At 69.6% G+C, this 15,632-nt stretch carries 9 protein-coding genes; 1 reads left to right on the forward strand and 8 read right to left on the reverse strand.

The window, feature by feature from the left end; genetic code table 11:
- Positions 1 to 41: 41 nt before the first annotated feature.
- The 7 genes from pelG to ACAV_RS04955 are packed head-to-tail and all read right to left on the reverse strand — an operon-like array spanning position 42 to position 12,802.
- Complete coding sequence (pelG, locus tag ACAV_RS04925; RefSeq protein ID WP_013593470.1) at positions 42 to 1,415, reverse strand: exopolysaccharide Pel transporter PelG; 1,374 nt, start codon at positions 1,413 to 1,415, stop codon at positions 42 to 44.
- Entirely contained in the window at positions 1,415 to 2,953 is a 1,539-nt protein-coding gene (gene pelF / locus ACAV_RS04930) for a GT4 family glycosyltransferase PelF (protein ID WP_013593471.1), read from the reverse strand. The genes pelG and pelF overlap by 1 nt, the downstream gene beginning before the upstream one ends.
- Positions 2,950 to 3,963: a tetratricopeptide repeat protein gene (locus tag ACAV_RS04935; RefSeq protein WP_013593472.1), complete on the reverse strand. Its 1,014-nt coding sequence runs from the start codon at positions 3,961 to 3,963 to the stop codon at positions 2,950 to 2,952. The genes pelF and ACAV_RS04935 overlap by 4 nt, the downstream gene beginning before the upstream one ends.
- Positions 3,956 to 5,374, reverse strand: a complete 1,419-nt coding sequence (locus tag ACAV_RS04940; protein WP_013593473.1) for a PelD GGDEF domain-containing protein — start codon at positions 5,372 to 5,374, stop codon at positions 3,956 to 3,958. Before ACAV_RS04940 ends, ACAV_RS04935 begins: the two co-directional genes overlap by 8 nt.
- A 7-nt stretch (positions 5,375 to 5,381) precedes the next feature.
- Complete coding sequence (locus ACAV_RS04945; RefSeq protein WP_013593474.1) at positions 5,382 to 5,936, reverse strand: hypothetical protein; 555 nt, start codon at positions 5,934 to 5,936, stop codon at positions 5,382 to 5,384.
- A 31-nt stretch (positions 5,937 to 5,967) separates the two neighbouring features.
- Positions 5,968 to 9,978 carry a tetratricopeptide repeat protein gene (locus ACAV_RS04950; RefSeq protein WP_013593475.1) on the reverse strand — a complete coding sequence of 1,337 codons (4,011 nt, stop codon included), beginning with the start codon at positions 9,976 to 9,978 and terminating at the stop codon, positions 5,968 to 5,970.
- Positions 9,938 to 12,802 (reverse strand): bifunctional glycoside hydrolase/polysaccharide deacetylase family protein, encoded by a 2,865-nt coding sequence (locus tag ACAV_RS04955; RefSeq protein WP_013593476.1) that lies wholly within the window; start codon positions 12,800 to 12,802, stop codon positions 9,938 to 9,940. The genes ACAV_RS04950 and ACAV_RS04955 overlap by 41 nt, the downstream gene beginning before the upstream one ends.
- Positions 12,803 to 13,128: 326 nt before the next feature.
- Here ACAV_RS04955 and galE point away from each other — a divergent pair, with 326 nt between their 5' ends.
- Complete coding sequence (galE, locus tag ACAV_RS04960; RefSeq protein WP_013593477.1) at positions 13,129 to 14,145, forward strand: UDP-glucose 4-epimerase GalE; 1,017 nt, start codon at positions 13,129 to 13,131, stop codon at positions 14,143 to 14,145.
- A gap of 53 nt (positions 14,146 to 14,198) precedes the next feature.
- On the opposite strand, the gene ACAV_RS04965 is transcribed toward galE, so the two are convergent.
- Positions 14,199 to 15,518 carry a dicarboxylate/amino acid:cation symporter gene (locus tag ACAV_RS04965; RefSeq protein ID WP_013593478.1) on the reverse strand — a complete coding sequence of 440 codons (1,320 nt, stop codon included), beginning with the start codon at positions 15,516 to 15,518 and terminating at the stop codon, positions 14,199 to 14,201.
- Positions 15,519 to 15,632: the final 114 nt, after the last annotated feature.

A 15,632-nucleotide genomic window follows, 5' to 3' on the forward strand; every position in this document is an offset into this window, starting at 1 on the left:
CCCTCTGCTGGTCTGGAGCACCGATTGTGGAATGCTGCCGGCTACTGCAGCATAAAAGTTTCGTATTCCAACCGGTTCAGCTGTCGAGACAATAAATACATGCCCGTGCACAGCGTGAGCAGCGTGGCGACGGCGAAGCCGTAGCCGTACAGCGCGGCGCCTGCATGCAGCGTGAAGCCGGTCAGCACCATGTTGAGCAGCACGAACTGCACGCACAGCATCAGCACGATGCGGCGCTGGTCCAGGTAGAAGAACACGTTGAGGATGGCCATGAGCCCCACCTGCAGCCCCGCGCCGATCACCTGCACGTGCAGCAGCGGCAGGTACAGGCGCGAGATGCCCAGGCCACTGAGGATGGCCGGCCCGGCGACGAAGGTGATGAGTACGGCCAGGGTCTGGATCTTGCCGATCTCCCCCAGGCCCTGCTGGATGGAATAGACCATTTCGTCGCGCATGGCCTCGATGTACTCCAGCGAGCCGCCGCTGCGCACGGCGTCGTAGAACTTGTCGTAGTACTCGACGAAATCGGTCTCGATGCGCACCAGGAACACCGCCATGCCGGGAATGATGGACAGGTAGGCCAGGAACACGGGCAGGTCGTAGATCAGCGAGGCCCGCAGCGCCCCGATGATGGGCTCGGAGGTGGGCGGGAAGTACCAGAACATGAACTTGTCCACCCAGATCCCGAAGTTGTAGAGGAAGCCGATGGCGACCAGGGAGGGGTAGAGCAGCTTGCGGTCGGCGAAGTCGAAGGCGATGATGCGGCCGCGCGGGTTGAACTCGCGCACCACGAGCAGCCACATGCCCGCGAGCAGCAGGTAGTTGCCCAGCACGAAGCCCGCGAGCAGGCCCTCCAGCCCCCAGGGCCGCATCAGCAGCGCGCTGACCACGATGACGGCGTAGGACACGCCGAAGAGCGCCACGATCTCCTTGTAGCGCTTCATGCCCGACAGCAGGACGGTGAGCACCCACACGTCGCACATGAGGGTGAAGCCCGCGAGCATGAGCATGCGGTACACCAGCCCCAGGTGCGGCAGCACGGTGAAGAGCGCCAGCGTGCCCAGGGCCGCCGCCGCCAGCGTGGTCACCAGCAGCAGGCCGTGCAGGTTGGGCAGGATCGAGTCCTTGCGCTTTTCGAAGAGCCGGTCGGACACGAAGCGCGTGAAGGCCAGCTGCACCAGGCCGGTGAGGATGAGGCTGCCCGCCACCATGTAGGTGACGGACGTCTGGAACTGGGTGACGAGCACGCCCGGCACCACCACGCTCGCGCTGAAGATACCGATGAGCAGGATGCCCACGATGGAGAACACCCAGGGGCCGGAGCCGATCACGCCCGCATAGGCGTAGGCCTGCACGAGCCCGACCAGGGTGTTCTTGCGCAGCATGCGCCGCAGCTCGAATCCGATGCCGGCCATCAGCGGGGTCCTTCCGTCTGTTCGAACGCCCGTTCGTACACGCGGCGGTAGCGGTCGAACATCAGCGTGTCGGTGTAGTAGCGCTCCACGCGCGCCACGGCGGCGCGGCTGGCCGCGTGCCAGGCGGGCGCATCGCTCAGCAGCGACAGGGACGCGTCCGCGAGCTGCTGCGGATCGGCGATGGGCACCACCTTGCCGGAGGCACCGAGCGCGCGGTCTTCCTCGTCCAGCCCCTCGATGAGCTGGCGGCACGAGCCCACGTCGGTGGAGACGGCCGGCACGCCGGCCGCATAGCCTTCCAGCAGCACCAGGGGCAGGGCCTCGCTGATGGACGAGAGGATGATGAGCCCGATGCGCGGCATGAGGTCTTCCACCTTCTGGAAGCCCAGGAAGCGCACGTTCTTCTCCAGGCCCAGGCTGCGCACGAGGTTCTCGCACTCCTGCGCGTAGGCCGGGTCTTCCTCGGTGGGGCCGGCGATCCAGCCTTCGGCGTCAGGGCGCTGGTTCACCACGCGGCGCATCGCGCGGATGAAGGTCTTGATGTCCTTGATGGGCACCACCCGGCCGATGAGGCAGAGGATGGGCGGCACCTCGGCGGGGCGCTGCTCGCGCAGCGGCGCGAAGCGGCCGAGCTTGATGCCGTTGGGGATGTTGAAGGTGCGCGCGGGATCCGCGCCGTCGGCCACCTGCCGCAGCCGGTTGGCCTCGTAGAGCGCGATGATGGGGTCGGCCGCCGCGTAGCAGTAGTAGCCCAGCCACTCGAAGAACTGGATCCACATCTGGCGGAAGTACGACAGCTCGGTCGGGTCGCGCTGGAAGATGTTGCGGTTGTCGCGGATCCACTCGCTCTTGAACAGGTCGATCTTGCGTTCCTTGGTGTAGATGCCGTGTTCGGACAGGATCAGCGGCACGCCGCGCATCTGCCGGACCAGGCCGCCCAGGTAGCCCGCATAGCCGGTGGAGGCGCTGTGCACCATGCGCACGCGCAGCATGCTGCGGGCCACGCGCGCGAGCATCCAGAGTGGCTGGTACATGATGCGCACGGTCCAGAAATAGTCCACGAAGGACGGGTCCGTGCAGTGCTCGCGGTAGCTCTGGCAGATGATTTCCCAGGCGCGCTCGCTGTAGAGGAAGTCTTCCAGGGGCAGGCGGCCGCCGGGCTGCATCTCCAGGCTGATGCGCTGGAAGGCCTCGATCGCCGCGGGGCTGCGGTCGCCGAGCCGGAACGAATCGACGAGCGTGCGCACCATCTCGAGCGCGGCACGGTCGCCCCGGCGCCGCGCGGGCATGGAGCGCACGCCGAGGTGCTCGTAGAGGTAGTGCTCCTCGAAATGCACCACGTTGGGCGGCAGTTCGTATTTGAACCCGGAGTAGTCCTCGCGGCGGCTGCCCAGGAAGATGATGGCGAAACGGTATTCGGGGTAGGCGCGGATGATCTGGTTGATCCAGCTCGATACGCCCCCGCTCACGTAGGGGAACGTGCCTTCGAGCAGCAGCGCGATGTCGGCTTCCTGGGCCTGGGGGCGGACGTCGCTCATCGGGCGTTCCAGTAGTCGAGCACCGGGCGCAGGCGCGGCAGGGCGCGCCACTGGCCGAGCTCCTGCAGCAGCGCGCGGGCCTGCGCATAGTCGCGCCGCTCGAAGCACAGCTCGGCCTGGTAGGGCAGCACGCGCGTGGCCGGCAGCCCCAGTTCCCGGGCCCGGGCATACGCCTCGCCCGCCTCGTCGGTGCGGCCCTGCGCGTGCAGCAGGCGCCCGCGCCGCAGGTTGAGCTGCGCGTTGCCGGGGGACTGGGCCAGCACCATGTCGCAGTAGCGCAGGGATTCGTGGATGGCGTGGGTGCGCAGGTCTCCCTGCACCAGTTCCTGGTACACCAGCTCCCAGTAGAGGTCGGAGAGCCGGTGGGCGGATTCCATCGTCAGCGGGCCGGGCGTGGTGCCTTCCTCGGCCTCGGCGCGGCGCATGGCGTCGAGCTCGCTGTCGATGGTGCGGTTGATGCGCTTTTCCAGCGTGTCGAGCATGCCGTAGGCGAGCAGCCGCAGGTCTTCGCTGGGGTCGCTGAGGATGCTGCGCAGCAGGGGCGAGGCGATGCGGCCCGAGACGTGCTGCAGCGCCACCATGGCGCGCATGCGGGTCTGCATGGGGGCCTGGGCGTTGCCCAGGAAGGACCGCAGCCCCGCCTGCCGGAAGCTCGCCTGCATGCGCTGGTGCAGGTCGAATTCGGGCAGTTGCAGGGATTCGAAATCGTCCTGTCCGGTCGGCGAGCGGTACAGGCGCAGCACCACCACGCCCACCACCACGCCGACGAATCCGGCGATGGGGATGGCGTAGCTGAAGGCGGCCATGAGCATCAGCACGGGCAGGCGGGGGCGGGCCTGCTCGCCCGAGAGCAGCGGCAGCAGGCACAGCGCGAGCATGGCGCAGGCCAGTGCGTGCACGACCAGGTAGCTCGCGAGGGCCGCGTCGGAGCGGCCCTGCAGCATCAGGGGCCCGCTCCAGGCGCCCAGTTCGAGCAGGAAGGCCGAGATGCCGAGCTTGAGGTTAAGCATGGGCGATCCTGTGCAGTTGCTCCAGCACCGCGAGCGGTTCGCCCTCCAGGGGCAGCACGTGCGGGAAGATGCCGGATTCGGCGAGCGGCTGGCCGCCCTTCTGCCGGGACCAGTTCTCGAGCCGGTTGATGTAGCCCTCCGCCGTGGCCATGTCGCCCAGCGGCATCAGCACCGCCAGCACCTGGCGCTCGGGGCCGGTGATCAGCCAGCTTTCGTCCAGCTCGCGCTTCAGGCGCTCGATCTGGGCCGGCAGGCCGCGCTCGACGGCGCGGGGCAGGAACTCGAGCGCCACGATGATGCTGGGCACGCTCGTGGTGTCGCGCATGTGGGACAGCCGCCGGGCCTCGAAGGCGAAATCCGCCGGGCAGTCGGGGAGGCGCTCCATGATCGGGCGCGCCAGGGTCTGCATGGCGAGGCCGTCGGTGTAATAGCCCAGCAGCAGGTTGATGGTCTGCAGGTTCTCGTCCTGCAGCGAGAAGAACGGCATGTCCTCGATCACCAGCAGGCCGTAGATCTCCCCGCCCAGGTCCAGCAGCGGCGCGACGGCGAGGTAGCGGGTCTGCTGCTTGTGCGTGAGCAACTGGCTGATGTGGCAGAGCTTGCGGGTTTCCAGCGCCTGCAGCACCAGCGGGTCGTGCGTGTCCAGCGGCTCGGCGCCGCTGCCGATGCGGGCCACGGGCTCGGCTTGCACGCGGTCCTCGGTGGCCGCGTGCAGCGCGGCCGATTCGAGCTGGCAGTACTGCGCGAGCAGGCGCAGCAGGGTCTGCGCGCCCTGCGCGGCGTCTTCCGGCGCTCCCGTGTCCACGCTCTGCAGCGTGGAGAGCGCGTCGCGCATCGACATGGGCCGGCCGATGAGTTCCTGCTCCAGCCGGTCGTGCGACAGGCGCAGCAGGTAGTACTGGCGCACGAGGTGCTCCAGGCGCTGGTCGAGGTAGAGCTGCACGTTCTCCGCGCGCCGGGTGCGGGCCTGCCACAGGCTGGAGAACTCGCCCACGATCAGCACCAGGATGAGGCCGCCCAGGAAGAACAGCTGCGGGAAGCGGTCGTAGTGGCCGAGGTTGGTCAGCAGCCAGCCCGCGAGCAGCACCACGGCGCCACCCAGGCCGGCGAGCGGCCCATAGCGCAGCGCCACGATGACGGGCGCCAGCCACGCCCATGGGAAGTCACCCTCGCTCCAGATCGGATCCTGCGGATGGAGCAGCAGGCCCAGCGCGATCGCCAGGCCCGGCAGCAGCAGGGTCTCCAGCAGCATGATGGCCGGGCGCGTGTCGGTGGCGGCGAGCTTGCCCAGCAGCTGCTGCGGCAGCGGGCGCAGGCCCGTGCGCCCCGAGGGCGGAATGGCACTGGCGGGCGCGGCACCGACCGCGCGGCGGCGGCCGGGGGAGGGCGGGGGAGACTTCTCCGGCGGCATGGCGGGGTCAGCGGGCACCGGAGAGGCCGGAATCCATCAGGCTGCGGATCAGCTTCTGTGCCACGCCCGAGAGGGACTCGCGGCTCCATCCGCTCTTGCCGCCCGTGCCGCTCCACAGCGTGTCGCCGGTTGCGACGTCGATGATCTGCAGGGTGACGCCGGCCGCGGGTTCGCCGTCCACGCCGACCTTGTAGCGCCATTCGTCCACCGCGCCGGCCAGCGCGTACTTGGCCTGCTTCTCGCGGGCCCAGGCCAGCACCTCTTCCTGGCGCTTGGCGTCGCCCGCGTCGAACAGGGCTTCCTGCTGCGTGCCGCCGGGGTAGCGCTGCACACGGCCCACGCCGCGTGCCTGCAGCAGGGCCAGCGCGATGGATTCTGCGCGATTGCCGGCCAGCGGCGTTTCCGTGTGGTTCGCGAACGGCAGGACCACCCAGCTGGCATTGCGCTCCAGCGGCGGTGGCGTGCCGCGGTCGATGGTGGAGCATGCCGCGAGCATCACCAGGATCAGGCCGCCGGCAGCGCCATTGCGCAGGCGTTGCAGCAGGGTGCGTGGATGTGGCATGGGAGAGTCCTTTCTTGTTGGGAGAAACGCGTCAGAAATGCAGCCGGTAGCTGAAGACCAGGTTGCGGTTGAGCCCCTGCTGCAGCTGCAGTCCGGACTTGCTCAGGCCCCAGGTCAGGCCCAGGTGGTCGCCGCCCAGCACGCTGCCGGCCATGCCCAGGCGCACCTCGTAGCCCGGCCCGAGCCGGCTGTGCCAGGTGCGGCTCGCGCTGGCGTAGGGCCGCAGCGTGCGGGAATACTCTTCCTCGTAGCGCATGTTGGTCGATACCTGGAGCCCGTAGTAGGTGAAGCTGTCGGGCAGGAAGTAGTCCGGCCCCGGCACGACCCCGGGCAGCAGGTAGCGCTGGAATTCGCGGTCGCGCGGGGCGAGCGAGAAGATGTCGTTGCGCGAGAAATCGTGGCGCGACCAGAACGCGCCGAACTCCAGCAGTGGCGCCTCCTGCCGGTAGGTGTGGATGTAGCTCAGCGTGGTGTGCCGCCCGCTGCCGAGGTCGGCGCCGGTCTGCAGCCGGTAGCGCTCGTCCGCGTATTCGAGCACGAAGCGGTCCAGGCGCGACGCCTGGTAGCGCAGGCTGGCGCCCGCGCGGCGCTTCATGCCGGCGATGCGCAGCGCCAGGCTTTCCTGGCTGGGCAGCTGGAATCCCAGTTCCATGCGCAGCGACAGGCGGTTGTCGATGCGCTGCTCGTGCTCGATCTGCACGGGCGTATAGACCTGGAAGCTCACGCGGCGGCCCGCGCGCAGCGTGGTCTCCCCGTCCGGATGGCGCCAGTGCAGGCGGGCGTCGAACACGCTTTCATCCGGCGGATTGACCACCACCAGCGGGTCGGTGGAGCGGCGCCGGATGCTGGCGAACTCCAGGTCCAGCGCCATGCGCGGATTGAAGGCGATGTGGAAACGGCTGCCGGCCTCGTCCTCGTCCAGGCCGCCCAGCTGCTGGATCTTGCCGTAGCCGCCGGCGTGGTCGCTGAATGCCAGCAGGGTTTCGGTGAGCTGCAGCTGCAGGGGCTCGTCCTCCCGCTGCTCGCCCTGCGCGTCGAAGGCCGCGGTCTGCGCGAGCCGCACGTCGTCCACCGCGCGGGCGGCGTTGACGCGGTCGTAGCGGGGCAGGCGCTCGTCGAAGCCTTCCAGCAACTGGCCCGTGGCGGCCTTGTCGTCCTCGGCCAGCGCCACCGTGATCTCGGCCCAGAGCGGCCGGTTGGTGCGGGTGCCCCGGGCGCGGGCGTACTGCTGCCAGAGGTAGCCGCGCTCGGCGGTGTATTCGCCGGCATCCTGCAGCCAGCCGATGGCGGTTTCCGCCGCCGCATTGGACATGCGGTTGCGGTCGTCCGTGTCCATGCGCAGCAGTTCGCGCAGCACGTCCAGCGCCGGATCGCCGGGCCGCTGGGTGAGCATGAGGCGCGCGCGGGCCACGCGGCGCGTGGTGTCCAGGCCTTCCTCGGTGAGCCAGCGGGCGCGGGCCTGCTGCGGCGTGAGCCGCTTGCCGGGCTCGCCGCCAGCCTGCCGTGCGGCGCGCCACTCGCGCGAGAGCAGTTCGCGGCGCAGGCGCCAGGAGCGGTCGGTCTGCTGGTTCTGGTCCAGCGCGTCCGCATAGTTCATGAGCCACAGGAAATCGTCCTGGTGCTGCGCCACGCGCGGCGTGAGGTAGCGCTCCAGCGCCACCTGCGGCAGCGAGAGCGCCTGGTAGGCGGCGGCGAGCGCGTCGTGCACGTCCTCGTCGCGCGCCCAGCCGCGCTCCTGCGTGGTCAGCAGGGTGCGCAGCGCGACGGCATCGTTGCTGTCGATGAACAGCCAGATGAGCGCCTGGCGCATCTCGGACGAATCGGGGCTGGTGCGCAGGCCGTCCTCGTAATAGCGCCGCGCGCGGGCGAGGTCGCCCTGGGCCTGGTAGTAGCCGCCCGCCAGGCGCAGGAACTCGGGAATCTCCCGCAGGGCGGCGACCGCCTGCCGCGTTTCCGCCGAGCCGGCTTCGAGCTTGCGCATCAGCGGGCCCATCGCGTCCCACTGGTTGCGGCTGGAATAGACCGACAGCGCATCCACGAGATAGCGCGGGTCGCCGAATTTCTCCCAGGCGAGCGCCGACACCTTGGCGGCCTCGAGCGGCTGGTCGGCCATGAGCAGGCGGATCAGCGCGTCGTAGTCGGAGCGGTCGTGGTCCTTGGCGCCCACCAGCGCCCGGTAGGCCTGCACGGCCAGGGCCTGCCGCTGCCGGCTCTCGGCCAGCTGGCCCGTCAGGCGCCAGAAGTCCATGGCGGTCGCTTCCGACGGCGCCTGCCGCTGCTGGGCGGCCTCCAGCCAGCCCAGACCCTCGTCGGGCCGGTCGTGGGTGAGCGCGAGCACGGCCGCGCGCATGGCGCGCTCGGGGGTGAGCTGCTTCGGGTCCGCCAGGAGGCGGCGCCAAGTCTCCAGGGCCAGCGTGGGCTGCCCCGCGCGCTCGGCCAGCTGGGCCAGCAGCTCCACCGCCTCCGGTATCTTGCCGTGCTGGCGCAGGTAGTCGATGGCCGGCTGGGGCTCGCCGATGCGTTCGTAGGTGGCCACCAGCTGGCGGATCAGCGCGAAATCGTCCGGCCGCTGGCGCAGCTGGAAGCGGATGGCCTGCACCAGGGCCGTATCGTCGAACTGTCCCGGCGCGATGCGCAGCACGGCCTGCCAGGCGGCCTCTTTTTGCGTGCGCTGGGCCACCACCAGCCAGTTCTGCAGCGCCACGCCGGGCCGCTGCGACCATTCCGACACCTGGGCGAGCCGTTCGCGCCAGGCCATATCGTCGGGCCGGGCCTGCACCGCGGCATGGGCGATCAGCCACGCATCGTCGAGCTTGCGGTTCTCCAGGAAGACCTCGAACGCGATGCCGTAGATCTTCTCGTCGTAGGGCAGCAGGTGCGCGGGGATCGGCACGGGCGGGGCCGCCACGGCGGGGGCAGCGGGTGCGGGCGCAGGCGCGGGGCCTGCCGTGCGGCGGAACCCCCAGCCGTTCGCCATGTCGGCGCCGGCGGCGGACGGCAGGGTGAGCATGGGCGGGCGCAGCAGGTGGGCGCCATCGTCATAGCGCTGCACGGGGGCCGGGGCGGGCTCCGGGGATCCGTGCCAGGCCATGGGGCGCAGCATCGCGCCGACGGCAGGCACCGCCGCGGCCAGCGCGGTGGCGTCGTCCTCCCGTTGCCGCAGCCAGGACATGCGCAGCAACTGCCGCACGTAGCGGTCCGCGACGGCGGGCTTGCCGGCCGCGCGCGCGAGCTGCGTGATCATCAGCAGTACCTGCGGATCCTTCGCCAGCGGGCCGATCTCGCGCTCGGCCATCTCCAGCGCTTCCACGGGGCGGTTGCCCGACTGCAGGGTGCGCACCGCGGCCATGTAGAAGGCCTTGGCCTGGTCCGCGTCGGGCGTGGCGCGGCGCGCCAGCAGGTACAGCTCCGCGGAGCCCGCGTAGTCCGACTGGCCGAGCGCTTCCTTCGCGGCGCGCTCGTAGAGCAGGGCGGCTTCCCGCGGATCGGTGGCCTCCTCGGCCATCCTGCGGGTCATCGCGGCCCCGAGCACGCGGTCCTGCAGTTCGGCGGCGCGGCGCGTCAGCAGCACGCGGCGTTCCAGCGGCCAGGGTTCGGCGGACAGGGTGCGCAGCTGCCGCAGCAGGTCTTCGCGCATGGCCTTGCGGTAGGTGGCCTCCCGCTCGGGCGTGCGCTGGTACTCGGCGTACGACAGCTCCCAGAGCGCCCAGAGCGCGTCGCGGTGGATCTGCGGGTCGGCCGAATCCAGCGCGGGCTGCAGCGTGGCGCGTGCGTCGCCCATCTGGCCGACGGCGATCTGCCGCTGCGCCAGCAGCAGCCGCAGGCGCGGGTTGTCCGGATCGCTGCGCAGCAGGTTGTGCAGGTAGGCGACCGAGAGCGCGGAGTTCTCGGTCTCGGCCAGCCGGCGCTCCAGATCCTGCCGCGGATAGAGCAGCCACAGGCCGCCGCCCACCATGCCGGCGAGCAGCGTGATCATCCAGGGCGGCGCCAGGACGGGCCGCTCAGCGGGCTGGGCACTGGAGCTGGATTTGCGCAGCAGCATGGGTCAGTCGGTAGGCGAGGACGTCGGCGCCGGCCGTGACGGGGGCCGTGCGTTCCGGGGCGATGGCGCGCTGGTCGGCGCGTACCTGGCAGCCGCGCGCGTTCGCGAGGCTGAAGACGAGAGGGGCATGGCCCTGGAGCCGGAAGTCGGTGCGCGCGCCGTCGGCCGCCACGCTCCAGTCCGCGATCCGGGCATTGGCTTCGAGCAGGTAGGGGGCCGGCCGTGCCCCCGTGGCTGCCGCCGAGGCAGGCTCCGCGGTGCTGCCCGACATGCCGGAGGCCTGGTCCGTGCGCAGCCAGGCCGATCCGCCCGTGAGGTGCACGTAGAGGCCTTCGCTGCCGCCCCGGTAGCCCGCCACGCCCTGGCTCGCGGGCAACTGCGGCGTGCCGAGCGCGCCGGGCAGGCGCAGCGTGCGCAGCTCTCCGTCACCGCGTACGCGCCAGCCGCCGCCGTCGCGCGCGATGGCGATGGTGTGGAAGTCGCGCACCTTGCGGATGTATTCCGACGCGAACACCGGGTGCAGCGGCTGCGCCATGGCCCAGTCGTACACCTTGCGCAGCGCGGTCAGGCCTGCGCGCTTGCTGGCGGAATACACGTGGTAGTAGATGTCCACCGGTTTGATGCGCCGGGGCTTGTCGGTCATCTCGAAGCTCTGGATCACCTGCTCGAAGCCGTAGTAGGGGCCCTTCCAGAGGTTGGTATAGATGTTCTCGTTGGTGATGGGCGCGTACACCTGCAGGTAGCCGTTTTTCTGGATGCCGAAGGCGCCGATGGCCGTGAGCGACGGATTGGTGCGCGTGATGGAGGTATCGCCGCCATTCATGTTCAGCAGGCCCGCGCGCTCGGTGATCTCCAGCGCCTCCGCGCTGGGGGCGGTGTCGCCCGACCACAGCAGGATCTTCACTCGCTTGTCGGGCGGGGCGAGGCGGCTGTTGATGTAGTCGGTCGAGCCCACGATCTCGCGGCGCAGGTCCATCGTGTAGCCCGGCACGTCCAGGCTCATGGCCGCTTCCGAGTTGTCGCTGAAGAGGCCGTGGCGCACGCTGCGGTCCCAGAGGAACGGGTGCGAATACGTGTGGCTGGCGATCTCCACGTGCGGCAGGCGGAACATGCGCCGGGCGATGTCTTCCATCTCCGCGCTGGTGTCGGGGTACAGCCCGTGGGGCGCGACCTCGGCCTCGATCACGGACATGGTCTGCGGCACCTGGGTGTATTTCTCGAAGATTTCCTTGAGCAGCACGCCGCCCGCGTTGGGGCTGCCCGCCAGCTCCGCGCGCGAGGGGAAGCCGTCGCCGTCCACGTGCGAGAACAGCAGGCGCCGGCCGTTCTCGGTGGTGATGTCCGGCACCGGCACGGGCTGCAGCCGCAGCGCCTGCGTGAGGAAGGCGAAGGGATCGACCATCCAGCGGGCGTAGTCGGTGCCGGGCACCTCCGTCACCACGAAAGGATCGACGACGAAGCCGCCCCACGGCAGGATGGCGCCGCCCAGGTACGGATTGCCGCGCGCGTCGCGGTGCTCGATCAGCGCGCGCGCGGGCTGCCGGGCCGGGGCGCCGTTGCGCATCACCCACTCGAAGCGCGAGCCGCTGGAAGGCTGCACGGACAGCTCGAAGCCCATCATCGGGTCCTGCGTGGCCACCTGCTGCTCGCCGCGCGGCGGGCTCGCGTTGCCCTTGATGCCCAGCGCCTCGTTGAACTGCCGGTCCAGCGCGAAGCCGAAGTTGCCCATCACGGCAAGCGGCATGCGTTCGCCGAGCCGCGCGGACAGCCACTGGCTCACGGTGCGCACGCGGCCTTCGGGCAGATAGCCCGAGAACCAGGTGACGACGCCCGCGTACCGGTCCTGCAGGACGCCTTCGGGCAGCGGGTTGCGCACGTCCGCGTAGTCCACCACATAGCCCATGTGGTTGAGCGGCATCTGCAGGAAGCGGTGGGGCGACGAATAGTTGAGCGACAGCGATTCGCCGCCGTAATAGACCACGAGCACCCGGCGCGGCACCAGTTCGACGCTGCCCACGCCCACGGTGCCCACCTGCCCGTCGGTCACCCAGGGAATGAAGCCCAGGGCCTTGATGCGCTCGGCCGTCGCGCGGGTGAGTTCCCGGTCGGCGGGCGGCACGTAGTCGATCGCCAGCACCGGCAGGCCGTCGCGCTCGTGGATGGTGCGCAGCTGCCCCAGCAGCCATTCCCGGTCGGAGGCCTTCACCTCCTCGTAGCGGCGCGTGCCGGCGTTCCATCCCTGGAAGAGCGACTCGGCGGCGACCATCTGCACCTTGTCCTTGACCCGGGGCACGATCTCGAAGCCCCGGTTCAGGATCAGCCGGATGCCGGGAAAGCGCTGGTGCAGCGTCTCGATCACCCGCACCAGGCCCTGCTGCTGCGCCGCCTCGTCGAACTGCTTTGCCAGCCGGTACGAATCCAGCGTGTCGAGGAAGAAGCCCCGATAGCCTTTCTCCCACAGGGGGGCGACCACCCGGGTGGCGAAGAACTCGGGCCACTCCGCGGGCGTCTGGTCGACCACCTCGGAGTTCCAGGCACCGTTGCGGGCCATCTTCCAGGCATCGGGGATGTCGCGGAAATACGCGCGCGAGGACTGCACTTCGGCCACGGAGACGTAGGCATAGAGGGCGCTGCCCGTCTTCGCGAAGGCCTGCGGGTCGTAGCCGTGGTCCGGCTCCACCACCACGATGTCGAACACCTTCAGTTCGGACAGCGGGGCGGAAGGCCCGTAATGCAGTGCCACTGCCGGCGACGCGGCCCAGGCCGCCGCCGCGGAAAGCTGGGCGATCAAGCAGAAAAACAACAGTCTCAGGCGTCTGGACACGGCACGTTGGTCTTATGGGGTGAAGAAACGTCTAAGGGTTTGCCCGCAATCCGCGGGGCCCGCCGGAGCGCCTTGCCCTACGGGTCTGTGGCCACTCCCTCCTATGGAACACATCGTGGCCCAAGCCGGACGCTGTGGTTAAACCCATAGAAAAAAACAATTTATTGTATTGTTTCAATAAGTATCAATTCTCATGCACTCTTTGCTGCTTTCAGCAGATCCCCCTTCCGGCAGGGGCCCTGGGCTTGCGTGCGGACCGCATTCCGGGCTTGGCCTGCACGTCTTACGCAGGCCAGAATAGGGCGGATTCAACGGGAGCAGATCGCGTGATACTTGTAACGGGCGGGGCCGGATTCATCGGCTCGCATACCTGCGTGGCACTGGCCGGGGCCGGGCTGCCATTCCTCATCCTCGACAACTTCTGCAACAGCCGCCGCTCGGTGCTGGAGCGTGTGGGCCGCATCACCGGCCGCGTGCCCGACCTGGTCGAGGGCGACGTGCGGGACGAGGGCCTGCTCGCGCGGATCTTCGCGGAGCATCCCATCGATGCAGTGATCCATTTCGCCGCGCTCAAATCGGTGGGCGAATCGGTGCGGGAGCCGCTGTCGTACTACGACAACAACGTGGCCGGCACGGTGGCGCTGCTGCGCGCGATGCGCAAGGCGGATGTCCGCACCCTGGTGTTCTCCTCGTCCGCGACGGTGTACGGCGAGCCGGCCTCCCTGCCCATCCGCGAGGATTTCCCCCTGTCGGCCACCAACCCGTACGGCCAGAGCAAGCTCATGATGGAGCAGGTACTGGCCGACGTGGATGCCTCCGAGCCCGGCCGCTGGCGCATCGCCCGGCTGCGCTACTTCAACCCCGTGGGCGCGCACGAGAGCGGCCTCATCGGCGAAGACCCGCAGGACGTTCCCAACAACCTGCTGCCCTACGTGGCCCAGGTGGCCGTGGGGCTGCGCGAGCGCCTGAGCGTGTATGGCGGCGACTACCCCACGCCCGACGGCACGGGCGTGCGCGACTACATCCACGTGTGCGACCTGGCCGACGGGCACGTGGCGGCGCTGCGCCACCTGCGCGCGCACCCCGGGCTGCTCACGGTGAACCTGGGCACGGGGCGGCCCGTGTCGGTGCTGGAAATGGTGCGCGGCTTCGAGGCCGCGAGCGGCCGGCCCGTGCCCTACCAGGTGGTGGCGCGGCGGCCCGGGGACGTGGCCGCCTGCTGGGCCGACCCGGGGCTGGCCGAGCGGCTGCTGGGCTGGAAGGCCCGCCTCGGCCTGGACCGGATGTGCGCCGATGCCTGGCGCTGGCAGGACGGCGTGGCCCGCACCCTGCAGGCGGGCTGAAAAAAGCAAGGGGCCCGGCGCTCTCGCGGGGCCCCTGGCGTCGGGCGTGGCGGTCAGGCCGCCGTGGCGGTGCCCGGGGCGCCTGCGGGAGCGTTGTCGGGCTGGGTGTCCAGCGTGGCGGCGTGCACGGCCGCATCCTCTTCCGACAGCAGGGCGTCTTCCCATTTCGCCACGACCGCGGCGGCGATGGAGTTGCCCACGGCGTTCGTCGCCGAGCGGCCCATGTCGAGGAAGGTGTCCACGCCCAGGATCAGCAGCAGGCCGGCCTCGGGGATGTGGAACTGGTTCAGCGTGGCGGCGATCACCACCAGCGAGGCGCGGGGCACGCCGGCCATGCCCTTGGAGGTGAGCATCAGGATCAGCAGCATGGTGATCTGCGTCTCGATCGGCAGGTGGATGCCGTAGGCCTGCGCGATGAACAGCGTGGCGAACGTGCAGTAGATCATCGAGCCGTCGAGGTTGAACGAGTAGCCCAGCGGCATCACGAAGCTGGACACCCGGCGCTTCACGCCGAAGCGGTCGAGCGCGTCCAGCAGCTTGGGGTAGGCGGCTTCGGAGCTGGCCGTGGCGAACGACAGCAGGAAGGCCTCGCGGATGTTGCGCAGCAGCTTGAACACGCGGCCGCGCAGCGCGATGAAGCCCGCGGTGATCAGCAGCACCCAGAGGAGCACGAGGCCCATGTAGAACTGGCCCATGAACAGGGCGAACTTGGCCAGGATGCCCAGGCCGTTCACCGCCACCGTGGCGGCCATGGCGGCGAACACGGCCACGGGTGCGAAGCGCATCACGTAACCGGTGATCTTGAGCATGGCGTGGGACAGCTCCTCCACGCAGCGCACCAGCGTTCGGGCCTTGTCGCCCAGGCTGGCGAGCGCGACGCCGAAGAACATCGAGAACACCACGATCTGCAGGATCTCGTTGTTGGCCATCGCCTCCGCGAACGACTTGGGCACGAGGTGGTTCACGAATTCCTTGAGCGTGAACTTGCCCGTGGCCAGCTGCGTCGCCTGGTGGGTGTCCGGCAGCGGCAGGCCGAGGTTGGCGCCGGGCTGGAGCACGTTGGCCAGGACCAGGCCCAGGGCCAGCGAGACCAGCGAGGCCGTCAGGAACCACGCCATGGCCTTGAGGAACACGCGGCCCACGGCGGCGGCGTCACCCATGTGGGCTATGCCCACCACCAGCGTGGAGAAGACCAGCGGCGCGATCAGCATCTTGATCAGCCGCAGGAAGATGTCCGAGAGGATCGATACGTAACCGGCGACCGCCGCCTTGTCCGCGACGTGCTGGTTGATCAGGTATCCCGCGATGATGCCGATGATCATCGCGATCAGGATGCTGACCGTTGGGGGAAGCTTTCTTTTGTTCTCTGGCATGGTGCAAGGCAGAAATGAGCAATGGATCCCCCGGCGCTCTCCTTGCGCCGTTGGCGGGGTGGCGCATTGTCGTTCAATACGCGGCGCGTACCCGGGCCGCAAAGCGCCCGCCTT

The sequence above is a fragment of the Paracidovorax avenae ATCC 19860 genome, from assembly GCF_000176855.2.
Lineage (GTDB): Bacteria > Pseudomonadota > Gammaproteobacteria > Burkholderiales > Burkholderiaceae_C > Paracidovorax > Paracidovorax avenae.

What these genes read in the sequence shown, in the direction of transcription:
- ACAV_RS04940 (WP_013593473.1), bottom strand. Translation starts at nt 5,374, where the DNA reads ATGCCGCCGGAGAAGTCTCCCCCGCCCTCCCCCGGCCGCCGCCGCGCG.
- ACAV_RS04950 (WP_013593475.1), bottom strand. Translation starts at nt 9,978, where the DNA reads ATGCTGCTGCGCAAATCCAGCTCCAGTGCCCAGCCCGCTGAGCGGCCC.
- pelF (WP_013593471.1), bottom strand. Translation starts at nt 2,953, where the DNA reads ATGAGCGACGTCCGCCCCCAGGCCCAGGAAGCCGACATCGCGCTGCTG.
- ACAV_RS04945 (WP_013593474.1), bottom strand. Translation starts at nt 5,936, where the DNA reads ATGCCACATCCACGCACCCTGCTGCAACGCCTGCGCAATGGCGCTGCC.
- pelG (WP_013593470.1), bottom strand. Translation starts at nt 1,415, where the DNA reads ATGGCCGGCATCGGATTCGAGCTGCGGCGCATGCTGCGCAAGAACACC.
- ACAV_RS04935 (WP_013593472.1), bottom strand. Translation starts at nt 3,963, where the DNA reads ATGCTTAACCTCAAGCTCGGCATCTCGGCCTTCCTGCTCGAACTGGGC.
- ACAV_RS04965 (WP_013593478.1), bottom strand. Translation starts at nt 15,518, where the DNA reads ATGCCAGAGAACAAAAGAAAGCTTCCCCCAACGGTCAGCATCCTGATC.